22 protein-coding genes, 3 tRNA genes and 1 pseudogene are annotated in these 23,707 nt (G+C 61.2%); 16 read left to right on the forward strand and 10 right to left on the reverse strand.

Features of this window, described 5'->3' with window-relative positions; translation table 11 throughout:
* Window positions 1-19 precede the first annotated feature (19 nt).
* Genes grcA2 through HMPREF1261_RS06045 form a run of 4 tightly spaced genes read left to right on the forward strand, consistent with a single transcriptional unit; the run spans window position 20 to window position 3,355 of the window.
* Complete coding sequence (grcA2, locus tag HMPREF1261_RS13160) at window positions 20-271, forward strand: autonomous glycyl radical cofactor GrcA2 (RefSeq protein WP_005284503.1); 252 nt, start codon at window positions 20-22, stop codon at window positions 269-271.
* A 2-nt stretch (window positions 272-273) separates the two neighbouring features.
* Window positions 274-1,143, forward strand: a complete 870-nt coding sequence (gene pflA / locus HMPREF1261_RS06035; RefSeq protein ID WP_005277788.1) for a pyruvate formate-lyase-activating protein — start codon at window positions 274-276, stop codon at window positions 1,141-1,143.
* Window positions 1,144-1,154: 11 nt separating this feature from the next.
* Window positions 1,155-2,393, forward strand: coding sequence for an alpha/beta fold hydrolase (locus HMPREF1261_RS06040; protein ID WP_034658126.1), 1,239 nt, complete (start codon window positions 1,155-1,157; stop codon window positions 2,391-2,393).
* A 56-nt stretch (window positions 2,394-2,449) separates the two neighbouring features.
* The gene (locus HMPREF1261_RS06045; protein WP_005277794.1) at window positions 2,450-3,355 is read left to right on the forward strand and encodes an SPFH domain-containing protein; all 906 of its coding nucleotides are present in this window, start codon (window positions 2,450-2,452) and stop codon (window positions 3,353-3,355) included.
* 4 nt (window positions 3,356-3,359) lie between these two features.
* Here the strand turns inward: HMPREF1261_RS06045 and HMPREF1261_RS06050 are convergent.
* A pseudogene (locus HMPREF1261_RS06050) lies at window positions 3,360-4,744 on the reverse strand (peptide MFS transporter).
* A gap of 50 nt (window positions 4,745-4,794) precedes the next feature.
* On the opposite strand from HMPREF1261_RS06050, the gene HMPREF1261_RS06055 reads away from it, so the two are divergent.
* Window positions 4,795-6,060, forward strand: coding sequence for an adenosylmethionine--8-amino-7-oxononanoate transaminase (locus HMPREF1261_RS06055; RefSeq protein ID WP_369707786.1), 1,266 nt, complete (start codon window positions 4,795-4,797; stop codon window positions 6,058-6,060).
* Window positions 6,057-6,731 (forward strand): dethiobiotin synthase, encoded by a 675-nt coding sequence (gene bioD, locus HMPREF1261_RS06060; protein WP_023030312.1) that lies wholly within the window; start codon window positions 6,057-6,059, stop codon window positions 6,729-6,731. The genes HMPREF1261_RS06055 and bioD overlap by 4 nt, the downstream gene beginning before the upstream one ends.
* 21 nt (window positions 6,732-6,752) lie before the next feature.
* Here bioD and HMPREF1261_RS06065 read toward each other — a convergent pair whose 3' ends face one another.
* From HMPREF1261_RS06065 to bcp, 3 genes are all read right to left on the reverse strand, one after another.
* Window positions 6,753-7,739 carry an HNH endonuclease signature motif containing protein gene (locus HMPREF1261_RS06065; RefSeq protein WP_023030313.1) on the reverse strand — a complete coding sequence of 329 codons (987 nt, stop codon included), beginning with the start codon at window positions 7,737-7,739 and terminating at the stop codon, window positions 6,753-6,755.
* 84 nt (window positions 7,740-7,823) lie between these two features.
* Complete coding sequence (locus tag HMPREF1261_RS06070; RefSeq protein ID WP_023030314.1) at window positions 7,824-8,441, reverse strand: TetR/AcrR family transcriptional regulator; 618 nt, start codon at window positions 8,439-8,441, stop codon at window positions 7,824-7,826.
* Between the two features lie 4 nt (window positions 8,442-8,445).
* On the reverse strand, window positions 8,446-8,913 hold the full coding sequence (bcp, locus tag HMPREF1261_RS06075; RefSeq protein WP_034658130.1) for a thioredoxin-dependent thiol peroxidase: 468 nt from the start codon (window positions 8,911-8,913) through the stop codon (window positions 8,446-8,448).
* Between the two features lie 97 nt (window positions 8,914-9,010).
* Here bcp and HMPREF1261_RS06080 point away from each other — a divergent pair, with 97 nt between their 5' ends.
* From HMPREF1261_RS06080 to HMPREF1261_RS06100, 5 genes are all read left to right on the forward strand, one after another.
* Window positions 9,011-9,289, forward strand: coding sequence for a DUF3618 domain-containing protein (locus HMPREF1261_RS06080; protein WP_005277817.1), 279 nt, complete (start codon window positions 9,011-9,013; stop codon window positions 9,287-9,289).
* A 58-nt stretch (window positions 9,290-9,347) separates the two neighbouring features.
* Window positions 9,348-10,625, forward strand: coding sequence for a glutaminase (locus tag HMPREF1261_RS06085; protein ID WP_023030316.1), 1,278 nt, complete (start codon window positions 9,348-9,350; stop codon window positions 10,623-10,625).
* Window positions 10,626-10,738: 113 nt separating this feature from the next.
* The gene (locus HMPREF1261_RS06090) at window positions 10,739-11,884 is read left to right on the forward strand and encodes an ABC transporter substrate-binding protein (protein WP_023030317.1); all 1,146 of its coding nucleotides are present in this window, start codon (window positions 10,739-10,741) and stop codon (window positions 11,882-11,884) included.
* The gene (locus tag HMPREF1261_RS06095; RefSeq protein ID WP_005284482.1) at window positions 11,884-12,939 is read left to right on the forward strand and encodes an iron ABC transporter permease; all 1,056 of its coding nucleotides are present in this window, start codon (window positions 11,884-11,886) and stop codon (window positions 12,937-12,939) included. The genes HMPREF1261_RS06090 and HMPREF1261_RS06095 overlap by 1 nt, the downstream gene beginning before the upstream one ends.
* Entirely contained in the window at window positions 12,930-13,697 is a 768-nt protein-coding gene (locus HMPREF1261_RS06100; RefSeq protein WP_005284479.1) for an ABC transporter ATP-binding protein, read from the forward strand. Before HMPREF1261_RS06095 ends, HMPREF1261_RS06100 begins: the two co-directional genes overlap by 10 nt.
* 91 nt (window positions 13,698-13,788) lie before the next feature.
* Here the strand turns inward: HMPREF1261_RS06100 and HMPREF1261_RS06105 are convergent.
* Window positions 13,789-13,861: transfer RNA gene (locus tag HMPREF1261_RS06105), tRNA-Lys, on the reverse strand.
* Window positions 13,862-14,070: 209 nt separating this feature from the next.
* Between HMPREF1261_RS06105 and HMPREF1261_RS06110 the strand changes: the two genes are divergently transcribed.
* Together HMPREF1261_RS06110 and HMPREF1261_RS06115 are read left to right on the forward strand one after the other, a co-directional pair.
* Entirely contained in the window at window positions 14,071-15,276 is a 1,206-nt protein-coding gene (locus HMPREF1261_RS06110) for an Ig-like domain-containing protein (protein ID WP_023030318.1), read from the forward strand.
* 20 nt (window positions 15,277-15,296) lie between these two features.
* Complete coding sequence (locus HMPREF1261_RS06115; RefSeq protein ID WP_023030319.1) at window positions 15,297-16,241, forward strand: MsnO8 family LLM class oxidoreductase; 945 nt, start codon at window positions 15,297-15,299, stop codon at window positions 16,239-16,241.
* A gap of 28 nt (window positions 16,242-16,269) precedes the next feature.
* Here the strand turns inward: HMPREF1261_RS06115 and HMPREF1261_RS06120 are convergent.
* Window positions 16,270-16,345, reverse strand: a tRNA-His gene (locus HMPREF1261_RS06120).
* A 49-nt stretch (window positions 16,346-16,394) separates the two neighbouring features.
* The gene (gene orn, locus HMPREF1261_RS06125; RefSeq protein ID WP_034658133.1) at window positions 16,395-17,036 is read right to left on the reverse strand and encodes an oligoribonuclease; all 642 of its coding nucleotides are present in this window, start codon (window positions 17,034-17,036) and stop codon (window positions 16,395-16,397) included.
* A gap of 161 nt (window positions 17,037-17,197) precedes the next feature.
* Between orn and HMPREF1261_RS06130 the strand changes: the two genes are divergently transcribed.
* Entirely contained in the window at window positions 17,198-18,742 is a 1,545-nt protein-coding gene (locus HMPREF1261_RS06130; RefSeq protein WP_005277839.1) for a sodium:alanine symporter family protein, read from the forward strand.
* On the opposite strand, the gene cmrA is transcribed toward HMPREF1261_RS06130, so the two are convergent.
* The 3 genes from cmrA to HMPREF1261_RS06145 form a co-directional block, all read right to left on the reverse strand.
* Entirely contained in the window at window positions 18,739-19,539 is an 801-nt protein-coding gene (gene cmrA, locus HMPREF1261_RS06135) for a mycolate reductase (RefSeq protein WP_023030321.1), read from the reverse strand. The genes HMPREF1261_RS06130 and cmrA overlap by 4 nt on opposite strands.
* A 122-nt stretch (window positions 19,540-19,661) precedes the next feature.
* Window positions 19,662-19,735: transfer RNA gene (locus HMPREF1261_RS06140), tRNA-Arg, on the reverse strand.
* A gap of 40 nt (window positions 19,736-19,775) precedes the next feature.
* Window positions 19,776-20,699, reverse strand: a complete 924-nt coding sequence (locus HMPREF1261_RS06145) for a LysR family transcriptional regulator (protein WP_034658134.1) — start codon at window positions 20,697-20,699, stop codon at window positions 19,776-19,778.
* 66 nt (window positions 20,700-20,765) lie between these two features.
* Here HMPREF1261_RS06145 and HMPREF1261_RS06150 point away from each other — a divergent pair, with 66 nt between their 5' ends.
* Entirely contained in the window at window positions 20,766-22,817 is a 2,052-nt protein-coding gene (locus tag HMPREF1261_RS06150) for a cytochrome c oxidase assembly protein (protein WP_034658135.1), read from the forward strand.
* 192 nt (window positions 22,818-23,009) lie between these two features.
* On the forward strand, window positions 23,010-23,606 hold the full coding sequence (locus HMPREF1261_RS06155) for a single-stranded DNA-binding protein (protein WP_023030324.1): 597 nt from the start codon (window positions 23,010-23,012) through the stop codon (window positions 23,604-23,606).
* Window positions 23,607-23,707 lie beyond the last annotated feature (101 nt).

Here is a 23,707-nt window from a genome sequence, read left to right on the forward strand (position 1 = left end):
CACGACAAGGAGAACCATCATGGCAACCCCAACCTATGCAGAACGCCTTTCAGACATGAAGGCCAGCCGCGACGAGCACAAGATGAACTCTGGCCTGTACCACGCCAACATCAACGTGCTGGACAAGTCCACGCTGGAAGATGCCGTCGAGCACCCAGAGAAGTACCCGAACCTCACCGTTCGCGTCTCTGGCTACGCGGTCAACTTCGTCAAGCTCACCAAGGAGCAGCAGCTTGACGTCATTTCCCGCACCTTCCACCAGGGTTCATAATCATGGCTGATGGCATTACTGGTGTGGTCACCCTGTCGCCGGAATCCGGCGAGCGCGTTCGCGGTGTTGCCGCGGGCCTGGGAACCGACCACGAACTCGATGAGATTACCCGCCCCGAGCTCATGGAGGCGCGCCGCACCGGCGATATCGCCCTCGTGCACTCTTGGGAGCTGGTAACCGCCGTCGACGGCCCGGGCACCCGCATGACCATGTTCATGTCCGGCTGCCCCCTGCGCTGCCAGTATTGCCATAACCCGGACACCATGGAGATGAAGACCGGCACCTTGGAGCGGGTAGACGATGTGGTCAAACGCATCAAGCGCTATAAGCCCATCTTCCAAGCTTCCGGTGGCGGCCTAACCATCTCCGGTGGTGAGCCCCTCTTCCAGATTGCCTTTACCCGCCGCGTCCTCAAGGAAGTCCACGACGCTGGCATCCACACCACTATCGATACCTCTGGGTTCTTGGGCTCGCGCCTGCGCGATGAGGATCTAGACAATATCGACCTGGTGCTGCTGGACGTGAAGTCGGGCGATGAGGAAACCTATCAGCGCGTAACGAGGCGCCAGCTGCAGCCCACGCTCGATTTTGGTGACCGCCTCAACGCGATAGGCAAGCCGGTGTGGATTCGCTTCGTCGTCGTGCCGGGCCTGACGGATTCGGCCGAGAACGTCGAAAACGTCGCCTCCATCGTGGCGCGGTGGAAGTCCAATGTGGAGCGCGTCGAGGTCTTGCCCTTCCACAATATGGGCAAGGACAAGTGGGAGGGGCTCGATATGACCTACCACTTGGCAGATACCAAGCCGCCGAAACCGGAGGACGTGGAAAAAGTCCGCGACGTTTTCCGCGCAAAGGGCCTGGAGGTCTACTAACCTGGGTGGGCATGACTCACTACCGCCGCTTCGGCCACGATATTATTGAACACACCCTGGAAGTCCCGTGGGATTATGACAATCCGCGCGGGACTTTTGATCTCTATGCCCGTGAAATCATCCCGCCAGGAGGCGAGGACCTGCCGGCGCTGCTGTACCTGCAGGGAGGCCCGGGATTTCCGGCGCCGCGGCCGGTCAAGCCGACGGGGCTTATCGGCAAGGCGCTCGAGCGCTACCGCGTCATCCTCCTCGACCAGCGCGGCACGGGGCGTTCGCACCGCATCGATAGGCTGAGCCCCGCAGAAGAGCGCAGCGCCGAACACCTGGCCTTGCTGCGCCAAGACAATATCGTGCGCGATGCCGAGCACCTGCGCGAGCACCTGGGGCTGGAGACTTGGTCCCTGTTCGGCCAGTCCTTCGGCGGCTTTTGCATCACCGCGTACCTGTCCCAAGCACCAGAGTCGGTTAAGCACGCGTTTTTCACCGGCGGTATCCCCACGCTGCAGGGCGCAGATCACCTCTACCGCGCGACTTTTAGCAAGCTCAAGGCCCGCCAGGAGCGCTTCTACCGCGAATTCCCCTGGGTGCAGCGCCGCATCGAGGAAATCATCGACCACCTCGATAATTCCGACGAGCGCCTGCACACCGGCGAGCGGCTGTCCTCGCTGCGCTTTCGCACCATCGGCACCGATTTGGGGCGGGGCACCGGCTTCGACGGCCTGGCCTACCTCCTGGAAGAGCCCTTCCGCACCGTGCGGGGAGAGAAGGTGCTGCGGGATGATTTCCTGTGGGGTATCGGCGAGCGCGTGAGCTTTGCGGAGGCCCCGCTTTATGCGGCGATCCACGAGTCCATTTATGCCGGCAGCGGCGGGCAGGCGGCGACGCAGTGGTCGGCACACCGCGTGCGGGAGGAGTTCCCGGAGTTTGCCGAGTCCGGTACCTGGCTGACCGGCGAGCATATTTTCCCGTGGCAGTTCGACGAGGACCCGGCGCTGCAAGCATTCAAGGAGGGCGCGCACGGCTTGGCGGAGCGGGAATTTACTGCGCCTTATGCGCTTGCCGATGCCCCCACCACCGCCGCCGCCATCTACCTCGACGATATCTTCGTTCCCCTGGAAGAATCCTTGGCCACCGCCGCGCACTTGGGTGATCTGCGGCCGTGGGTGACGAATGAGTACCAGCACAATGGCATCGGCGAGAACGGCGCGGAGGTGATGGGCAAGCTCTTTGCACTTATCGATGACCACTAGCGCTCCCTTTCTGCCTGTGCGAAAATTAATTTCACACACGTAGTTAGGGAGAGGAAATGTTGAGCTTAATCATCATCGGCGTCATCATCTTGCTGATTCTCGGCACCGTATTCGATGGGTACTACATCGTGCGTACCCGCGAGGCGGCCATCTTGGAACGGTTGGGTAAATTCCAGACGGTCGCCCACGCGGGCTTGCACTTCAAGATGCCCTGGATCGACCGCGTGCGCGATAAGATTTCGCTGCAGGTACGCCAGCTGGACGTGATGGTAGAAACCAAGACGAAGGATAATGTCTTCGTCCAAATTCCGGTCGCGGTGCAGTACGAGGTCGTAGAGGGCCGCGAGCGCGAGGCCTTTTATATGCTGTCCAACCACGAGCAGCAGATCGTGGCCTATGTGCAAGATAATGTGCGCTCGTCGGTGGCGAATATGGGCTTGGATGAGTCCTTTTCCTCCAAGGACACCATCGCGCAGAACGTGGCGGCCTCGCTGCGGGATAATATGGCCGAATACGGCTGGAACTTCGTCAATACGCTGGTAACCGATATCCGCCCGGATTCCCGCGTGCGTGAATCCATGAACTCCATTAACGCGGCGCAGCGCGAGCGTGAGGCGGCCATCGCCCAGGCGGAGGCGGAAAAGATTCGCGTGGTCAAAGAAGCCGAGGGTGCCGCGGAGGCAAAGAAGCTGCAGGGTAGGGGCGTTGCCGAGCAGCGCAAGGAGATTGTAGAGGGCATCGCCCAGCAATACGAGCTACTGCGCGATGCCGGGGTCCAGGAATCCCCCGAGGTCCTCATGCTGGTATCGCAGTACCTCGATGCGATGGTCGATGTCTCGAATAACGGCCAAGCCTCCGTGCTCTACATGCCGTCCAATCCGCAGGGCATGGGCGACCTATTCAGCGGCATGCGCGACGTGCTGATGGCCGACCGCGCGCTCGACGAGTCCGCCGGGCGATAGGAGCCTACCTGCGCCGCAGGAGGAGCACCAGCCCCAGGATGACGGGGACGCCGCCCATGATGAGAAGGTAGGTCGTTTCGGCGGATGCCGAGGTGGGATCGTATAGCTGCGACATCGAACCGGCCAGCGAGGTGCCGATGGCCATGGTGAGGAAGTACAGCGCGGAAAAGCGGGTGGCATAGGCCCGCGGCGCGTGGGCGGCGGATGCGGCCATGCCCACTGGGCCGATGAAGAGCTCGCCGAGAGACATCAAAAAGATGGTGCCCGCTAGCACGAGGAACGGCGTGGAATTTTCCCCGCCGCCGACAAAGGGCAGCAGGAGGAACATGCCTGCACCGGCGAAGATGATGCCGCAGCCCATGAGCGCGCGCCGCGAGTTGGCCCAGCGCGTCATGCCCGCCGCCAACGGCAGCGAGAGCAGCAGGATAAATAGCGGGTTGAGTGATTGCGTCCAAGCCGGTGGGATCTCGACCCCGCCGATGGTTCGGTTGAGGCGCTGATCCGAATAGACCGCAAGCACGCCGTAGATTTGTGGTTGCAGGGTCCAGTAGGCTGTCGAGCAGGCGAAGAGCGGAATGAAATCCAGGATGCGGCGCCGCTCATCCGCGGTGACCTGCGGGTATCGCAGCATGCTGGCAAAAAGCCCGGCCGCGGACGCCACCGTGGCGATAAGAAGCAGCACGGTCAGCGCTGCCGGAGAAACGGTGATAATGAGCAGCACGCCGGCCAGGAGCGCCGCCAGCGCGATCAGCCCCGCCTTACCCGGGGCCTGGGTGGGGTGTGGTGGGCGCGACGGAACGTTTATCTTTTTCCGCAGTGCGCCGTAGGTGGCGCAGCCGCAGCACATGAGCACCGCTGCGGCGAAGAATCCGGCGTGGTAGCCGTATTCCTCCGCCAGCCACCCATTGAGCATGGGGCCAAAGAGCGCGCCGACATTGATGCCGAGGTAGAAAATCTGGAAGGCCCCGTCGCGCGCGCCGGCCTCGGCGGGAAAAGCGGCGCCCAGAATCGTAATCGCGGCGGTCTTGAGCAGCCCCGAGCCGAGAGCGAGCGGCAAAAGCCCGATGATGAGCCCCGCCGTGCCGGGGACGAGCGAGAGGGCAAAGTGCCCGCACACCAACAGCCCGGCGCCGGTAAGCAGGGTGCGCTCGGCGCCCAAGAGCCGGTCGCTGACCCAGCCAGCCACAAACGTGAAAAGATAGAGCAGGCTGCCGTACGCGCCGACGAGCGCGGTGGCCTGCGTTTGCTCCATACCGAGCCCGCCGGAGGTTAGTACGCGAGGATGGCTTGCATGCCATAAAAGCTGAAGCGCTCCCACATCTCGATGCCCGCAACCGCCGGCAAAACCACGGGTACGCGGCGAATTGAACGCCGTTCAAGAACTTTCATGAAAAGCACTATAGCGGCTGAAAGTGTGTGCTAGATCTAATTTGGTGGATATTTCTACTAACGACATAGCGACAATCGATGCCCACCACATCTGGCACCCCTACGCCGAGCCCGGCGCGCCCACGCGCGTCGTGGAGTCGGCCGCGGGAGTCCACCTCACGCTTGCCGATGGCACCCAGCTCATCGACGCCATGTCCTCCTGGTGGGCCGCCGCCCATGGGCACAGTCACCCGCGGCTCACCGCTGCCGCCAAGGAACAAATCGACCGCATGAGCCACGTGATGTTCGGCGGGCTCACGCACGAGCCGGCGGCGCGGCTGACGGTCAATCTCATGGAGCTCACGCGCCACGACTTCGCGCAGGTCTTTTATGCGGACTCGGGATCGGTTTCGGTGGAGGTAGCAATCAAGATGGCCCTGCAATACCAGCAGGGGATCGGCCACGCAGAGCGCACAAAGATGCTGACCTGGCGGTCCGGATACCACGGGGATACCTTCGCCGCGATGAGCGTGTGTGATCCTGATGGCGGCATGCACTCAATGTGGACCGGGACCTTAGCTCAGCAGATATTTGCCCCTGCACCGCCCACGCGTGGGGCAAGCGAGCAGGACCGCGCAGCCTATTTGCGCGAGCTGGAAGGCTGCATTACCGACGAGGTTGCGGCCCTGATTATTGAGCCCGTCGTCCAAGGCGCCGGCGGCATGCGTTTCCACGACCACGAATTGGTTCGCGGGGCGCGCGATATGTGCGACCGCCACGGGATCGTGCTGATTGCAGATGAAATCGCCACCGGCTTCGGGCGTACTGGAGATCTCTTTACCACTCAGGCTGCGGGAGTCGTGCCGGATATTATGTGCGTGGGCAAGGCGATGACCGGTGGTTTCATGACGATGGCCGCCACGCTTGCCACCGCCCGGGTAGCCGAGGGTATGCACCCCCGCGCGCTTATGCACGGACCGACCTTTATGGCTAACCCGCTGGCCTGCGCGGTATCTGCCGAGGCGACCTCCATGATCCTAGAGGGCAGATGGCGGGGGCAGGTTGCGGGCATCGAGAAGCAGCTGCGCGCCGGGCTTTCCGGGCTAGAGGACGAGCCGGGCGTGGCGGACGTGCGGGTGCTGGGCGCTATCGGCGTGGTGGAGATGGAGAGCGACGTCGATATGGCAGGCGCCACGGATGCGGCGGTGGACCAGGGTGTGTGGCTGCGCCCGTTCGGCCGCCTCATCTACACCATGCCACCGTTTATTAGCACCGAGGACGAGGTCGCGCAGATTTGCCGCGGGGTGCGCGCTGCAGTAGCAGGAGGAAGGCGATGATTATCTTTGTCACTGGCACCAATACCGACGTGGGAAAAACGGTGGCCACGGCGGCGCTCGCCAGTGCCTTTGCCCAGAGCGGGCGCGAGGTTGTCTATGCCAAGCCCCTGCAGACCGGCGAGCCGGACAAGAGCGGCGACGCGGCGACGGTGCGGGACCTGGCCGGGGTCGAGGTCACGGAGATGGCGCGCTTTCCCGAACCGCTAGCACCGAACCTCTCGGCGCGCCGGGCGGGCATGACGCCGCCGAGCAAAGAGGAACTCCGGGACTGGATCGCAGGGTTGGACGCACCAGGCCGTGTGGTGCTGGTGGAAGGCGCCGGCGGTCTGCTGGTGCGTTTGGCAGACGACTACACGCTTGCCGATGTCGCTACCAACCTCCTCATCGTCACCTCCCTCGGCCTCGGCAGCCTCAACGCCGCCGAGCTCACCGTCCGCGAGGCGCAGCGGCGCGGGATTAACGTGATGGGGCTTATCGGCGGCAGTTTGCCCGCGAGGCCGGATCTGGCGACGCGGCTGAACGTGGACGAGCTGCCGGCGGTCACGGGCTGCCGGTTGTGGGGCAGAGTGCCAGAGGGGGCCGGAGCGCTGGGCCGGGAAGACTTCGCCCGGATGGCCAGAGAGCTCTTTCCCGGTGATGTGTGCGCGCAGTTGCTTGCGCACGCCGAGTAGCGCTACCTCGGTGAGGCAGCGCTAGCGGACCCAGCGGACCTTGCCGTTTACCCGGGCAAGGCGGCCGCGCAGGGGAGGGGCATTGGGATCGTCTTGGTTCACCCCGTTGTGGTACGGGCAGCACACCGTGAGGTTGTCTGCGTTGGTCATCCCGCCGTGCTTCCAGGCCTGCAGGTGGTGGATCTGAGACTTATCCGCCGGGTGATTGCACGGCGGCCACGGGCAGGTGGGGTTTTCGGCGGCGGCCATCAGCCGCTGCTTTTCCGAGGCAAAGCGCGAGGTCCGATATAGGTTGACCGGGCCCTTCACCGGGTGGATTAGCGTGGCTAGCCCGTGCTCGCTGAAGGTGCGTTCGACGAGCTGCGCGCCGGTAATGGTCGAGCCGTTGGTGAGCCGAAGCGTGACCTCGTCGCCATCGCCTTCCAGTATTTGATCCAGCGCGTTGAGCGGGATAATCACGTTCGTCGTGGTCTGCACCGTGGCAGCGCCCTCGCCGCGGATGAGTTCGCGGAAGGATGCGAGCGGGTTTTCGGGGTCGAGGGCGGAATCGAGATCCGCGAGGAAGGACGAGGGCGCGGTAATGCGCATCGTCCACGGGCCTTCCGGGCGGCGCAGGAGTTGTATGCCCTCGCGCGGTGGCCGGCGGCGCGGGCGCCATTCGCGCAGGCGCTTTTTAGCAAGCCGGGCAATCTCGGAGGCTGGTCCGTGTTGCCGGCACAGCTCTACGCGCAGGTTCCACGCGGCGCGCTTGGTGGCCGCGCGGGTGGCGTACTTCTCGATGAGTTTCAGCGTCACCAAATCGTGGTGGCGCGCGCCCGCGGCGGCAAGGCGCTGCTTGCGGCTAAAGGAAGTGGTGCCGAAATAAACCTCCGCTAGGGCAAGCAGCTCGCGGGCCTCGACATCCGGTAGGCCGAGCTCAACGAGGTCGCTTTCAGGCATGCCGTGGGCCTCGGCGAGGATATCCATCGCCGAGGAAATCTGGGTGGCATAGGCCTGCAGTGCGTTCATGCCTGCAAATCTAGGCGCGCGCTACCGCGGCGCCAATCGCGCCCAGCGCCGGCCTGTGGATAACTTGTATAAACGTCTACAAACTTATCCCGCGGCAACCGCGAAGAGATACGAAATCAGCATGCGCTTTAGCTCCATGACCACGGAATCAAACTTGTCTGGATCGCCCGAAATGGCGTAATTGAGCAGCGAAACTACGGTGTGGATAAGGAAGCGCGCCAGCTCAATGCGTTGCGCATCGCTGTGCTCGGTGGCCAGCGGGCGAAGGATCTCGGCGAGCGGCTCCAAGAGCTGCAGCTCGGTATCGGCGGCCGTGGCCCGCGTCGCCGGGGTGGATTGGATGGCGTGCCAAACAGCGCGCCGGGAAGGGTCCTCGCGCCACATCCGCGCGAGGTGGTCGATGAATTCATCCAAGACATCCGGCCACTGCGGGGCTGGAACGAGGCGCGAAAAGCGCTCGATTTCGGCTAGGCTGGTGGCAGTATCTTGCCGGTCGAGCTCGCAGATGAGCACGTATTTATTGGCAAAGAACTGATACAGCGTGCCGATGGGAACCTCGGCGCGGTGGGCGACTTCATCGAAGGTGAAGGATTCGAAGCCGACATCGACAAGCACGGCGCGCGCCGCCTGCACAATGCGAGAAAAGCGCTCCCGGCTGCGCGCCTGCGCTGGCCGACGCCGCGGGACGAGGATCTCCTCCACCGGCTTACTCGAGGCCCTTCATCACGCGCGCGACGTGTCCAGTGGCCTTCACATTGTAGTGGGTCTGGCCGATGGTGCCATCCGGCTCCACGAGGAAAGTGGAACGGATAACGCCCTGGACCACCTTGCCGTAGTTCTTCTTCTCCCCGAAGGCGCCATACGCGGTCATGACGGACTTATCCGGATCAGAAAGCAGCGGGAAGTTGAGATCGTGGTCATCGCGGAACTTCGCCAGCGCCTCGGGCTTATCGGGGGAGATGCCTACCACCGCGATATTGAGGTCATTGAGCTCTGCTAAGGAATCGCGAAAATCGCAGGCTTCCTTGGTGCAGCCCGGCGTATTGGCGCGCGGGTAGAAGTACACCAACACGCGCTGGCCTGCGTAATCGGAAAGGGAAATGGTGTTGCCGGTGGCATCGGCAAGCGCAAAAGCGGGGGCAGTATCTCCTACGTTCAAACGAGTTTCAGTCATGGACCCCACTTTACGTGCTCCCCGGCCTGCGCGGGGGAGGCCCTGCACGGTAAGATAAGCTCGTTAAGAGCGAAACTTAAGCTAAGAGGAGAATTCCGTGGCACGCAATATTGAAGATATTCAACGCGATATCGAACGCACCCGGCGTCAGCTGGCTAGCACCCTGGATGAAATTGCGGATCGCAGCAAGCCGCAAAACCTCGTCGATGACGCCAAGAACGCCGCCACCGAAAAGTTGCAGGACCGCAACGTGCAGTTGGTGCTCGGTGGCGTCGGCGCGGCCGTTGCTGGGCTGATCGCCTATTCCGTGTTCCGCTCGCGCCGCCGCAAGAGCGACCTGAAGGAATTGCAGCGCTTGCTGTCTGAGCGCCACTAATTTTCCCTGCCTTACCCCCACGCGCGCCGTGGGGGCTTTTTTCGTATGCTAGGTCGCGATGAAAACTCCAATTCCTTTTTATTTGCAGGAAATTTTGACCCAGGTGCGAGGAAACCGCAGCGGCGCGGTGGCGGACTATATTCCCGAGCTCGCCAAGGCGGAACCGGACTACCTCGGCGTGGCCATCTGCACCACGACGGGGCACGTGTATTCAGCCGGCGATGCAGAGGTGGAATTTACCTTGCAGTCCGTGTCGAAGCCCTTTGCGTATGCTCTAGCGCTGCAGGAGCTCGGCTTGGATGCGGTGCGTGAGATCGTTGGTATGGAGCCATCTGGCGAGGCCTTCAACGAACTTTCGCTGAACCGCTATGACCACCGGCCGGTGAACCCGATGATCAATGCGGGCGCGATTGCGGTAACGCAGCTGATTAACGGCGTGGATTCGGATCCGGCCGAGCGCGTAGAACAGTTGCGCAGCTACTTTTCGCGGCTGGCGGGCCGCGAGTTGAAGATTGATGAAAAGGTGCGCGATTCCGAGCTGCAGGTCTCCGATAGGAACCTGTCTTTGGCGCACATGCTGCGCAATTACGACATCATCCAGGACGAGGCCCACGATGCTGTGTCGACCTATGTGGAGCAGTGCTCGATTAAGGTCACGGTGCGCGACCTCGCCGTGATGTCTGCCACCCTGGCCAATGGTGGCACGCAGCCGGTGACGGGGGAGAAGATCCTGGATGCCGATGTCTGCTGCCTGACGCTTTCTGTCATGAGCTCTGCGGGCATGTACGACGGCGCTGGGCGATGGATGGCCGAGGTCGGAATCCCAGCGAAGTCCGGCGTTTCGGGTGGCCTGCTGGGCACCCTGCCCGGCCAATTGGGGGTCGCGACCTTCTCGCCGCGGCTTAATAAGGAGGGCAATTCCGTCCGCGGAGTGGATGCCTTGACCTTGCTTTCGAAGGATATGGGGCTGCACTTGATGTCCACGGATGAGCGCTACGGCGTGCACCCGGTGCGCAGGATGGAAACCGAGGACGACCTCACGGTGATCTTCCTGCAGGGCCTTATCAACTTCAACGCGGCGGAGACCATCTTGCATCAGCTCACCGAATGCGAATTCGGCGAGGGCACGGTGGTACTGGAACTATCCCATATCACCGGATCCAACCGGATGGGCCGGCGCATGCTGAAGGAAGGCCTCCGGCGCATCCGCGAGGCCGGCTTCGATATCGCCATCGTGGATCCGGATGGCGAATTGGAAGATCGCACCATGGCGGACGGCACCGAGGTGCCCAAGGGCGAGCCGGAAGATTATGCCCTCAGCGAGGAAGCCGTTTAGGTTTGAGCCACCTTACTTGGTTAGGTTAGGATAAGTTCGCCCTTATCCTCGTATCGAGGATTCCGATCGACCAAGGACTCAAAAGGGCATATAGATTCCCCAAGGTATTGGCCGTGGTAGCGGCCTCCGCCACCGCACTGGCAGGCTGCAGCGCCGCCGAAGAAACCAACAACACCAACAACAGCAGCGGCAGCGACGATGCCGCCCTGTCCTTCACCGACCTCGCGGGCCGCGACGTAGAACTCGACAAGGCCCCCGAGCGCGTGCTATTGGGCGAGGGCCGCTCCATCTTCGCCACCGGCATTCTCAACACTGAAGACCCGCTGGATAAAGTCGTGGGCATCGGATCCGATCTGAAGAAAAACGTGCCGGACTACTACAACGTCTTGGAAGAAAAGCTGCCCAAGGTCACTGAACTGCCGGAAGTTGGTGCTATCTCCAAGGGCGATGTCACCGTGGAAAACCTGGTGAGCCTGGACCCGGACCTCATCGTGCTGTCCAAGGACCAGTATGACGCCTCGCAAGAGGCGGGCCTGACCGAAAAGATGGACCAGGCGGGCCTTAAGTACGCCGTGACCGATTTCCGCGCCAAGCCGCTGGAAAACACCACCAAGTCCATGGAAATCTTCGGCGAGATCTTCGGCAAAGAAGAGCGCGCCGAGGAATTCAACAAAGAGTGGCAAAAGACCGTGGACCTGGTCAAGGAGCGCGCGGACAAGGTAAAGGACAAGCCCAAGACCTTCGTCTGGCGCGCGGCCGGAGTCATGGACTGCTGTGGCTCGTGGAATAACTCCAATATCGCGCAGCTGGTCAACGAGGCCGGCGGTGAAAACGTTGCCGATGGCATCATCCCGGGCGAGGTCGGTGCCGTGACCCCAGAAAAGGTCCTCGAGGCGGACCCAGACATGGTGATTGCGACCGGCGGCGACTGGTCCGAGAAGAAGGACGATGAGGGCAACCCCGTCGGCTACGCCGCGGTGGGCTATGGCATCGGCGAAGATGAGGCAGAGGCGAGCATCGCCAAGCTGCCGAGCAACCAGCCAGGATTCGAGAACCTGCGTGCGGTCAAGGAGCACAAGCTGCATGGCATGTGGCACCAGTTCTACAACTCGCCGTTCAACTACCTAGCGCTGCTGCAGATTGCGAAGTGGATCAACCCGGAGGCGTATGAGGATATGGACGTCGACAAGGAGTGGATGCAAGCGCAAGAAAAGTACTCGCCGGTTGCTGGCGAGGGAACCTTCTTTAGCACGAATTAATGGTAAGCGCGGAGGTAGCTGCCCTTACGCAGCAACACAAAAAGCTCACCTGGCAGCGCATTAGCATCGTCGCGGGCCTGTGCCTCATCGCGGCGGTGGCGTTTGTGGTCAGCAACTTCGTCGGCGCCATCGACATCAGCCCCGGCGAGGTCATCAGGGGCATCGTGAATCCCTCGAGCCTGGATGACCAGACGCATACGGTGCTGTGGAAGCTGCGCTTGCCGATGGCCGTCATGGCCCTGCTCATCGGCGTCAGCCTCTCGCTGGCCGGCGCGGAGATGCAGACCATCTTGAATAACCCGCTGGCGGAGCCGTTTACGCTCGGCATTTCCGCCGCAGCGGCTTTCGGTGGCGCAAGTTCCATCGTGCTGAAGTGGCAGCTGCTGACCCAGCCGCAGTTCAACCTGGCGTTGGTGGCGTGGCTGTCGGCGGCGGTGGCGACGGCGATCATCGTCGTGGCGGCCATTATACGCGGCGCGAAGGCGGAGACGATGGTGCTGCTCGGCATTGGTTTGGTCTTCTTCTTCCAGGCCATGCTCGCGCTTATCCAATACCAGTCTTCGGCCGAGGCGCTGCAGCAGATCGTCTTTTGGTCCATGGGTTCGCTCACGCGCGCCAACTGGGTCGCCAACGGCGTGCTCGCGGGCGTCCTGCTGGTTGCCCTGCCCATTTTGTGGGCGCTGTCGTGGCGGCTTACGGCCTTGCGGCTTGGCGATGCCCGCGCCGCCGCCATGGGCATTAATACCGCCCGGCTGCGCGTGGTGGTGCTCATCGTGGTCTCCCTCGTGGCGGCAACGACGGTGGCCTTCGCCGGCATCATCGGCTTCATCGGTCTGGTAGGTCCGCACATCGCCCGCATGCTGGTGGGCGAGGACCAGCGCTATTTCGTGCCCGCCTCCATGGCCGCAGGTGCGGCCGTGATGTGCGCGGCTCACGCGGCGAGCCTGATGATTAAGCCTGGTCTGGCCATCCCGATCGGCATTGTGACCTCGCTTTTGGGCGTGCCGTTCTTTATCGCCATCGTGATGACTCGAAGGAGGGCGCTGTGGACGTAGAACTTACCCTGCGCGGTATAAGCGCGGCCTACGGCAAGCACACCGTGCTCGAAGCGGTCGACGTGGATACGCTGGAAGGCGGCCAGTTGGTTGGCCTCTTAGGTCCCAACGCGTCCGGCAAGACCACGCTGATCAAGTCCCTTGCCGGCGTGCACCGCGGGTACAAGGGCGAGGTGGATTTTCTGGTGGATGGCGAAAGCCCGCGGGGCAAGCGCCGCCGCCAACTCATCGGCTACGTCCCGCAGGACCTGCCCAGCACCGCGGCGCTGCGGGCGTTTGAGACGGTGCTTATCGCGGCGCGTCGGGAAGCATGCGAGGATCCCATCACCCGCAGCGCCGAGGTGCTGCACGCGATGGGGCTGGATGCCATTGCCTCGCGCTACCTCAACGAGCTATCTGGCGGCCAGCGCCAGCTCGTGGCCGTGGCGCAGATGCTGGTGGGCAACCCGGGCCTGATGCTCTTGGACGAGCCGACGTCCGCGCTCGACCTGCATCGCCAGTTCTTCGTCCTCGAGGAGGTGCGCGAGAAGGCTAGGCGGGAAGGCAGCCTGGGGCTGGTGGCCATTCACGACATCAACCTGGCCGCGCGCATGTGTGACCAGCTGGTGGTGCTGAAATCGGGCCATATTCGCGCCCAGGGCGCGCCTGGAGACGTGCTCACGTGCGAGCTGGTAGAAAGCGTCTATGGGGTAGAGGCAGACATCGTGGAGCACCGCGGTGTTCCCGTCGTCGCGCCCCAGCGCGTGAATAAGCAGTAAAACAAGCAAAGGCCGAGCGAGATGCTCGGCCTTTTTGCTAGCTTTGAAAGCGAAAAAATCGCGAGGCATATACCTCGCGATTTCGCTGTTGTGCGCCATCAGGGAATCGAACCCCGAACCCACTGATTAAGAGTCAGTTGCTCTGCCAATTGAGCTAATGGCGCAGTGTTGACGTCCTGCCGTGCGGCTCTCTGTGCAACGAGTAGAAACTTTAGCACCCCGGTTGAAAAACTGTAAAATCGCCTGTTCATAGCGTGTTTTCGGGGCAGTATAACAGTTTGGACAATGGTGCGCTTGTTTCTGGTATTTGGGGTGGCAAGGCGATAATCTGGATTGGTCTTGAAAGAACTACTGTGTTTCTAAGGTCTACTTAGTGATTAACTCCCTCTCTAATTCCCGCCGCATTGCTGCTGCGAGCATTGCGTGCATTTCCCTGGTAGTAGCCTCGTGCTCCGTTGATTCCGCCGCCGAAAACCGCCCGGAGGAGCAGGAAACTACCTCGAGCTCAGCAGAGAAATCTGAGCAGAAAGAAAAGTCGAAGCTTTCGGCTTCCGTGAAGGATGGGGCAGAAGACGTCGATCCATCCAAGCCTGTCACCGTGGAATCTACCACCGAGCTCAAGAGTGTGACCATGACCAATGAGCTGGGCGTGGAAGTAGAAGAAAAGCTCTCTGAGGACGGTAAGAAGTGGACTACGGCCGAGGATCTTGGCTATAACCACACCTATTCCATCGTCGCCTCCGACAAGGACGGCAATAAGAAGAACCTGAGCTTTTCCACCTCGCAGGCCGCGGGCGTCGCCAAGGTGGCGATGACGCCTATCCCAGGCTCCGAGGTGGGCGTGGGCCAGGTCATCGGCGTCAATTTCGGTACCTATATCACCGACCGCAAGGCGGCAGAGGACACGATTACGGTCAAGACCAACCCAGAGGTGGAAGGCGCGTTCTACTGGGTGAATAACCAGGAGGTGCGCTGGCGCCCCAAGGAGTATTGGGAGCCTGGCACCAAGGTTGAGGTCAAGGTCGATCAGTACGGCAAGGATCTCGGTGGCGGAATCTACGGCGGGGAAAATACTGGGACGGATTTCACCATCGGGGATCGCACCGTCGCGCTGGTGGATAACGCCACCAAGACCATGAAGGTCTACAAGAATAAGGAGCTCCTGCGCACCATTCCGGTATCGCTGGGCCGCGATTACCAATACGACACCCCGAACGGGCGCTATGTCATTGGCGATCAACACCAGTCGCTCTTGATGGATTCTGAGACCTTCGGGTTGCCGCACGATGCGGGCGGGTACAGCACCGAGGTGGACTGGGCTACCCAGATGTCTTATTCCGGCATCTACGTGCACTCTGCGCCGTGGTCCGTGTGGGCGCAGGGTAACTCCAATACCTCCCACGGCTGCATCAACGTCACGCCAGAGGCTGCGCAGTGGTTCCAGAACACCGTCAAGCGCGGCGATATCGTCCGAGTATTCAATACTTACGGCGAGACGCTCAATCCCATGGATGGCTTGGGCGACTGGAACATGTCCTGGGAGGAATGGTCCAAGGGCAACGCGGACGCTAATCAATAATCCGCACAACCTTTAGGCGCATGGCTACAGTGGTGGCCATGCGCTTTTCTATTTTGGACCGCGGGGCGGCGGGCACGCTCGATGGGATAGCCGAGCATGCGCAGCATGTGGAGCGGCTGGGGTTTCGCAGGTTTTTCCTGGCCGAGCACCACGGCGTGCCGGGCATCCCAGCGGGCCAGCCGGGCATGTTGGCCGCGCACGTAGCGGCGCGCACGCAGCGCATTCGCGTGGGGACCGCAGGCATCATGCTGCTCAACCACCCGCCGTTTCTTGTCGCGGAACAAATCAACCTTCTGGAGGCGTTGTATCCGGGCAGGATCGATATCGGACTGGGCTCCTCGGTGGGCTTTACGGCGCCGGTGCGCAAGGCCCTGCGTCAGGGCGATCCGCTGGAGCTCAAGCAGCAGTTCGAGAACGAGGTGGAGGCCCTATTGGGGTACCTGCGCGGCGAGGAGGCGGTCACGGTGAGGCCCGAGTACTCGCGCACGCCCCTCTATATCCTCGCCGGATTCCGGTCAGTTGCGGTGGCGGCGCGGCTGGGATTGGGCGTCATCCTGGGTGGGCCTGTTGAGATGCAGGAAAAGGCGGCACGGCTCTACCGCGAGCATGCGCTTGCCGATGCCCCACCTATCATTTCCTCCCTCAATATCGCCGTCGCCGATACCGCGGACCAAGCGCGCGACCTTTTGCTGCCGGAGTCCTATGCAAAGGTCATGGCCCAGTCCACCGGGGAATTCGCGCCGCTGCGCCCGGCCCGCGAATTGGATCTAGAGGGCTTGACGAGCCAACAGCAGCGCCGCATCGACGAGTCTCTGAGTCACGATATTTGGGGGAAGGTGGGGGAAGTTGGGGAGGAACTAAGGGGCATCGGCAAGCAACTGGGCGTCGATGAGTTCCTGATTACCGGAGACATGCCGGATCTTGCCGGGAGGTCCCGCTCGGAGGAAATGGTGGTGGAGATATAAAAAATCCCGAGCGCGGGGCTCGGGAGTTTGGGGTGGCTGACGGGACTCGAACCCGCGACAACCAGGATCACAACCTGGTGCTCTACCAGCTGAACTACAACCACCATTGTTGCGCGAAAGCAACGAGATATAGGTTAACTCACGCCGCGTAAATTACAAAAACGCCTGGTAATCGGCGGTGGTTTCGGCCTTGAGGTCCTCGGCTTCGGTAGAAGTTGGGCCCTCATCGGTGCGAAAGACGCTGCGGCGATAGAAATCGAGCTCGCGGATGGACTCGATGATGTCCTGCAGTGCGCGGTGGGCCATGCCCTTATCGGGCTGGTTGTAGTAGGCCCGCGGGTGCCAGCGCCGGGCGAGCTCCTTGATGGTGGAGACGTCGATCATGCGGTAGTGCAGCGCCTCATCCAGCCGCGGCATGTAGGCGCGGATGAAGGTGCGATCGGTGGCGATGGAATTGCCGGCCAGGGGAGCGGGGTGCTCGCAGTGCTCGTTGATGAGCGCCAGGACCGCGTCCTCGGCCTCGCGGATGGTGGTGGTGGACTGGCGGATTTCCTTGTCGAGGCCGGAGTTCGCGTGCATCTCGGTGACGAAGGAATCCATCTGGGATAGTTCCTCTTCGGTGGCGTGGACGACGAGATCGATGCCCTTGCCAACGATATTGAGGTTGCCGTCCGTGATGACGGCGGCCACCTCGACGATGACGTGGCGCTCTGGGTCGAGGCCCGTCATTTCCAGGTCGATCCACACGAGGCGATCATATTTTGCGGCGATTTCGGGAGAAGACATGCGTTCCATTCTAACCCCGGCCAGCAGGGCCCTCCGCGCGCCCCGATCCGCACCCCGCAAAGCAAAAAGAAAAATTTACCTATCGTTTTACCGACACTGGGAAGTGATTTACGGCATACTTTCTATATCGTGCTTCACAAGGGAGGTGCGAATGACTAAGGAGTTTCTCGATGGCAAACTTTCTCGATGCCCTCAATTCCATAATTTGGTCGCCCGCCCTCGTGTTTTTGTGCTTGGGTGCGGGTGTTTATTTCACCGTGGTAACGCGGGGCCTGCAGGTCCGCTGCCTGCCGGATATGCTGCGGCAAATTTCTAAGGGCGAAAAATCCGATGACGGTGTTTCTTCGTTCCAATCGCTGATGGTCTCGCTATCTGGCCGTGTGGGCGTGGGTAATATCGCCGGCGTGTCCACGGCCATCGCTTTCGGTGGCCCGGGTGCGGTGTTCTGGATGTGGGCGGTGGCGCTTTTGGGCTCGTCTACCTCTTTCATTGAGTGCACCCTGGCGCAGATTTATAAAGAAAAGGACCAGGACACCGGCGAGTACCGCGGTGGCCCAGCTTACTACATCGAAAAAGCGTATAAGCACACCAAGGCCGCGCCGTTCATGATGGTCTATGGCATCCTCTTTGCCATCGCCATGATTTTGGCCACCAGCTACTTCCTGCCGGGCATTCAGGCCAATGCTGTGGCCGCAGCGGCCGATACCGCGTGGGGTATTAACTCCACCTGGGCCGCGGTGGTCCTGGCCGGCATTTTGGCCATCATCATTATCGGTGGTGTCAAGCGCATCGCTAACTTCGCCACCCTGGTCGTGCCGTTTATGGCCGTGATCTACATCGGCATCTCCATCGTCGTGATGCTCATCAACTACTCGCAGATCCCAGAGGTCTTTGGCCTTATCTTTAAGTCTGCCTTCAACCTCGAGGCCGGGTTCTCCGGCATGCTGGGTGTGGCCATCATGTGGGGCGTCAAGCGCGGTATTTACTCCAACGAGGCTGGCCAGGGTACCGGCCCGCAGTCCGCTGCCGCCGCGGAGGTCTCCCACCCGGCTAAGCAGGGCTTCGTGCAGTCCTTCGCCGTGTACATCGACACCCTCTTCGTGTGCTCCGCAACGGCGTTCATGATCATCTCCACGGATATGTACACCGTCTTCCGCGGCGAATCCGAGGACGGCGAGGTTGTCTACCAAGGCTCGCTTCCCGATGACGTCGCGGTAGGCCCCGGCTTCGTCCAATCCGGCCTCGATAGCGTCTTTGCCGGCTGGGGCCCGACGTTTATCGCCGTGTCCATTGCTTTCTTCGCCTTTACCACCGTGCTGGCGTACTACTACATGTCCGAGGTTAACTTGACCTACTTCAACCGTTGGGTCAAGTCTCGCCCGATTCGCCGCGGCCTGGTGTGGGCGCTGCGCATCCTGATTATCGTCTCGGTCATCGTGGGCGCTACCACGACTCCGGGCTCGGCCTGGGCGCTGGGCGATATCGGCGTGGGCACCACCGCATGGCTAAATATCATCGCCATCCTCTTCCTGCAGGTGCCGGCGCTCAAGGTCCTGAAGGACTACGAGAAGCAAAAGAAGGCGGGCAAGGATCCGGAATTCGACCCAGAAGCGGTGGGCATCAAGAACGCCGATTTCTGGGTGGACCGCAAAAACGCCCGCGCGGCGGCACAAGCCGCCAGCAAGCAAGCCGCCGGCGAGAATGCGGAAAGCTAGCCCATCTGGGAATAAAACCGCCCAATGAGCGGCGCGATGACTGGGGTCGGTAGCACCTTGCTGACCACGTTCATCGCCTTTGACAAGGGGCCAGGGACCACGCGTCGCTGGCCTTTTTGCATGGCCGCGATGGTCTCTTTGGAGCAGGACTCATACGTGGTCCACAGCGCATCGGGCACGACCTTATCCACGATGGTCTGGTCCTCTTCGGCGATGGTCGCCTCGCGCACCGGCCCAGGAGCTAGCAGGGTACAGCTGATGCCAGAGCCCTTGAGCTCATAGTGCAGCGCCTCCGTAAACGCATTCACCCCGGCCTTGGTAAAGACGTAGGTCGCATTATTGGGGATGGGGATATTGCCGGCCGTTGAGCCCACATTGCAGATGGCACCCGCACGCCGCGGGAGCATATGTTCCAGCGCGGCGCGGGTCAGGCGGTGCACGGCGGTGCCATTTAAGGCGAATTGGGAGGACTCGTAGCCCCAGTCCTGGTCCATGAAGGGCCCGAAGCTGGCGATGCCGGCGGAATTGACCAGGATGGAGACTTCCTTGGAGGAGATGGCGTCAATGACTACCTCGACCCCTTCATCGGTGGCCAAATCCGCGGGCAGGGCACTGGCCTCAATGTGGTGGCGGCGCTCAAGTTCTGCGGCTATGTCTTTCAGGATTTCGCCGCGCCGGGCAACGAGGATGACGTTATAGCCCATCGCCGCGAAATCGTGGGCCATCGCCTTGCCGATGCCTTGACTAGCGCCCGTAACCAGGGCAAAGGAGGTACGAGATGGTGCCGGAAGTGACATGTCGAGCCTTTCGAAGGGTGGCTAGGTTCTAAAGAACCCAGCGTAGACAAAAAGCTGGCACGCTGCGAAAAAGTCTCGAGGCATCGTAGCTTTAAAAAGCTATGCCTCGAGACTTCAGACGGTGCCCCCAGCAGGACTCGAACCCGCGACACATGGGGTAGAAACCCACTGCTCTAATCCGCTGAGCTATGGGGGCTGGACAGCACACTCATATTAGCCCACAGCCACGGCGATTCCTAAGCCAGGGGGCGGGCGGAATCGTGCGAGCGCAAAATGTCGACCAATTCTTGGGCGGCCGGGGTAAGTTCGCGGTCGGAGCGATAGGCCAAGATGGCATGGAAGCGCGGAAGATCCTCTTTGACCGTTAGTTTAGCGATGCCCTGCGGATGCAGCGCGGGGGCGCACCGGGGCATGAAGCTGATGCCAAAGCCACTGGAAATCATCGGGATGGCGGCATGCAGCGATGCGACGTCTTGAATGTGATCCGGCTTGTAGGAGGGGTGGTTCTCCCACAGGTCATCGTAAAGCTCCGCCATGCCTGGAAGCTCGCGGCAGTGGGGAGGCACCAGCCAGGTTTCCTCGCGCAAGTCCTGCAAGGAGACAGGGGAAGGAAGGTCTGCCATGGCCTCTGGCACCGCGAGGGAGTAGTCGAATTCGGCGACGTCGTGGATGGTGAGCTCGGGAGAGTAGCGGCGGATGAAGGCTTTGGGGTCGGACGTCGGCAAGAGCGCGAGGTCCACCTGGCCTTCCAAGAGCCGCTTGATAGCAGTGGCGGCGGTGGAATCATCCAGGCTGATGCGGGCTGAGGGGTGGATTTCGGTGAGTTCGGAGAGGATGGAAGGGGTAAATTCCCAGTTTAAGATGGGGCACGACGTCAGGGAGACGGTATTGGCGTTATCGCCCGTGATTTCGCTGATGTGGCGCTGGGCATCGGCAAGCAGGGCATCGACCTTGAGAGCGGTGTCATAGACATAATCACCCGCCTCCGTGGTGGTTACGCCGGAGCGTCCGCGGGAGAGCAGCTGGGTATTGAGCTCCTTTTCCAATTTGCGGATGGAAAGGCTCAGGGAAGGCTGGGTCATTTCAAGGGCTGCGGCGGCATGGGTGAAGGACCCATTGTCTACAACGGCACGGAAATAAAGAAGTTGACGGGTGTCCATAGGCTCTATCATGGCACATCCAGGGGCAAAATATGCGTTCGCTTTGGATTAGGGTGGCCCTATAGAATGCGAGCTATGGTCAATAAGCTGGTCAAAAGCACGCCGTCTGGAACGCAAAAACCCCGCCCTTCCTGGGGAATTTTTATTGCAGCAATGCTTTTTGCTGGCTTGGTCGCCGGGTTCATTTCCCTATTCTTATTGGCGGATTCCTTGGCCGCCTTGGGCATTCCGGACCCAGGGCGGATTACCACCTTCGGCCTGCCGCTTTTCCGCGGTCTGGCGTGGCTGCTGATGGCGCTATCCGTGGGGTCCTTTTTGGCCTCGTCGTTTCTCATCGCCCCGCGCGGGGAGAACGATTCCCTCATCGAGGCGCCTTTATCGGTGGACGGCCATATTGCCGCCCGCACCGGCACGTGGTCGGCCTTCGGTGTTGCGGCCGTGGGGCTGGTAGAAATCCCGATGATCATGTCGGACCTGACCGGCACGCCGTTTTTTAAGGTCTTCAACCTGACCATTTTGAAAATGGCCTTTACGGAGATTTCCTCCACCATCGTGTGGGGAATCGCGGTGCTTATCGCCCTTACCGTGGGAATTATTGGCAGCTTCAGCCGCACCTGGGCCATGCAGCCGGTCCTGCTTTTGCTATCCATCCTGCAGGTGGTTCCCATCGGACTTGAGGGCCACTCCGCAACCGGCGGTGACCACGACTACGGCACGAACTCGCTGCTGTGGCACCTGGTATTTGTGATGCTGTGGGTGGGAGGCCTCATGGCGCTTATCGCGCACGGACGGCGCCTGGGCCCGAACCTCGCCTTCGCTGTCAAGCGCTATTCCGCCATCGCATTCATGGCCATTGTTGTGCTGGCCGTGTCTGGCCTGGTCAATACGCTTATCCGGATGGATATTTCGGACCTGCCGCAATCGCCCTACGGCATCATCTTGATTACCAAGTTCGTCCTCACCATCCTGCTGGGCATTATGGGTCTTATCCACCGCGAGCTCACCATTCCGCAGCTGGATAAAAACCCGCGGCTCTTTATTCGCATCGCCATCGTGGAGCTCGCGGTCATGGCGGGCACGATTGGCGTAGCCATCACCTTGGGGCGCACCGTGCCGCCGCCACCGCGGGATCCGAACTTGAGCTCCATGCAGATCCTTATGGGCTATAACCTGCATGAGGCGCCCACGGTATTCAATATCTGGACGATGTTCCGCTTTGACATCATGTTTGGCACGATTGGCCTGCTCTTGGCCGCGGCATACGGCTATTGCGTTTACCGCGTGCATAAGCGCGGGTTGAGCTGGGAGAAGGGGCGCACCGCGTGGTTTATGGTCGGCTCGCTGGGCCTTACGCTCGTCATGTCCACCGGCCTCGGCCTGTACATGCCAGCAATGTATTCCATCCACATGCTGGTGCACATGATTTTGTCCATGACCATTCCGCTGCTCATGGTCCTAGGAGCGCCCGTCACCTTGATCATGGAGGCCTACGAGCCGGGACCGAAGGGCCAGCCCAGCCCGCACGATTATGCCTTGGCGCTGACCCAATCTAAGTTCGTGCGGGTCATTACCAATCCCTTCGTGAACTTGGCGCAGTACCTCTTTTTCCTCTACGTGCTCTATCTTTTCCCGAGCCTGTACGAATTCGCCATTTCGGAGCACGCCGGCCACCTCATCATGAACTACGTGTTCCTCATTTCCGGCTACTTCTACTTCTGGGAGGTCATCGGCCCAGATCCCTTGCCCAAGCGCCATTCCACGCCTTTCCGGCTTGGCATGCTTTTCTTGTCGATGCCCTTCCACCTCTTCGCTGGCGTGTACCTGATGCAGCTGCAGACGGTGCTTGGCCTCGACTTTTACCAGTACCTCGAGCTGCCCTGGGATCAAGACTTGCTGCAGGACCAGCGCGTGGGCGGGGGCATTGCCTGGGGCTTTGGCCAATTCCCCTTGGTCATTGTCTTTGGCAAGCTCTTTTTGGATTGGCTGCGCGATGACCGCGCGACCGCACGGCGCCACGATGTGCAGGCGGAGGCGGACGATGACGCTGAACTCGCCCGCTATAACGCGATGCTGGAGGATATGAGCCACGGCGATGAAAGCGGGTTCCGCGGGCACTAATTTATTGCCCACCTGTGGATAACCCACCCGAAAGTGACCATCCTGGCACCACTTTGTTGAAGGGGACAACAAGTTATCCACAGCGCTGGGTGGTACGGCATGGTGCTGGTTGCGTCGCGGCAGCAGGATGTGAAAGCGAGCGAGGGACATACCACTCGCGAACTCACAACCTAGTAAAGGAATCTCAGCACCATGTCTCAATACCCAGTGATGTTAACCGGCCGCCTTACCCAAGATCCGATCTTGACCAAGACCTCGACCGGCGCATATAAAACCAAGCTGCGTATCGCATCCTCGCGGCGCGTGCCTGATCGCCCCGCCGATACCGGTACCGACGCCGATAACCAACGCGGCCAGCAGCAGTGGCGCGATGTAGACCACCTCTTTATTGACGTGGAAATGTGGAACCAATTTGCCATCAACGTCAAAAAATCCCTGGCCAAGGGCATGCCGCTGCTCGTCTGCGGTTCGATCGTCTCCGACCAGTGGCGCGATGATGAGGGCAAGGACCACTACCGCACCTTTATCAAGGCGCAGTATGTGGGCCTGGACCTAAACCGCCACGTCATCGGCGCAAAGCGCTTGGCGCCGCAATACAACCAGGAAAACATCGCCATCCCAGAGCTTGGCGAAAACGAAGTTGTGCCCGACGTGGATAACTCCGCGCCGGGCGATACCGTCGCCGATACCGCTGCAGACCGCATCCAAGCGGGAAATAGTGCGGCAGCCCAGGACGGCGAGGAAGTAGCAACGCAAGAGGAGGAGGCCGCCGAAACCGTGCATGCATAGCGCCAGCCATTCGCCTCGGGTTCGCCCGACCCGAGGCGCCTAGGCGCGCATTCTGATGTAGTGTTTGTGTAGATAAATACGTCTCCCAAATTTTTGCAAAG

Source organism: Corynebacterium sp. KPL1818 (assembly GCF_000478135.1).
Classification (GTDB): Bacteria; Actinomycetota; Actinomycetes; order Mycobacteriales; family Mycobacteriaceae; genus Corynebacterium; species Corynebacterium accolens.

Excerpts from the sequence above, each read along its gene's own strand:
- grcA2 (WP_005284503.1), top strand. The coding sequence starts at position 20 with ATGGCAACCCCAACCTATGCAGAACGCCTTTCAGACATGAAGGCCAGC.
- pflA (WP_005277788.1), top strand. The coding sequence starts at position 274 with ATGGCTGATGGCATTACTGGTGTGGTCACCCTGTCGCCGGAATCCGGC.
- HMPREF1261_RS06040 (WP_034658126.1), top strand. The coding sequence starts at position 1,155 with ATGACTCACTACCGCCGCTTCGGCCACGATATTATTGAACACACCCTG.
- HMPREF1261_RS06045 (WP_005277794.1), top strand. The coding sequence starts at position 2,450 with ATGTTGAGCTTAATCATCATCGGCGTCATCATCTTGCTGATTCTCGGC.
- bioD (WP_023030312.1), top strand. The coding sequence starts at position 6,057 with ATGATTATCTTTGTCACTGGCACCAATACCGACGTGGGAAAAACGGTG.
- HMPREF1261_RS06065 (WP_023030313.1), bottom strand. The coding sequence starts at position 7,739 with ATGAACGCACTGCAGGCCTATGCCACCCAGATTTCCTCGGCGATGGAT.
- bcp (WP_034658130.1), bottom strand. The coding sequence starts at position 8,913 with ATGACTGAAACTCGTTTGAACGTAGGAGATACTGCCCCCGCTTTTGCG.
- HMPREF1261_RS06085 (WP_023030316.1), top strand. The coding sequence starts at position 9,348 with ATGAAAACTCCAATTCCTTTTTATTTGCAGGAAATTTTGACCCAGGTG.
- HMPREF1261_RS06095 (WP_005284482.1), top strand. The coding sequence starts at position 11,884 with ATGGTAAGCGCGGAGGTAGCTGCCCTTACGCAGCAACACAAAAAGCTC.
- HMPREF1261_RS06115 (WP_023030319.1), top strand. The coding sequence starts at position 15,297 with ATGGCTACAGTGGTGGCCATGCGCTTTTCTATTTTGGACCGCGGGGCG.
- orn (WP_034658133.1), bottom strand. The coding sequence starts at position 17,036 with ATGGAACGCATGTCTTCTCCCGAAATCGCCGCAAAATATGATCGCCTC.
- HMPREF1261_RS06130 (WP_005277839.1), top strand. The coding sequence starts at position 17,198 with ATGGCAAACTTTCTCGATGCCCTCAATTCCATAATTTGGTCGCCCGCC.
- cmrA (WP_023030321.1), bottom strand. The coding sequence starts at position 19,539 with ATGTCACTTCCGGCACCATCTCGTACCTCCTTTGCCCTGGTTACGGGC.
- HMPREF1261_RS06145 (WP_034658134.1), bottom strand. The coding sequence starts at position 20,699 with ATGGACACCCGTCAACTTCTTTATTTCCGTGCCGTTGTAGACAATGGG.
- HMPREF1261_RS06150 (WP_034658135.1), top strand. The coding sequence starts at position 20,766 with ATGCGAGCTATGGTCAATAAGCTGGTCAAAAGCACGCCGTCTGGAACG.
- HMPREF1261_RS06155 (WP_023030324.1), top strand. The coding sequence starts at position 23,010 with ATGTCTCAATACCCAGTGATGTTAACCGGCCGCCTTACCCAAGATCCG.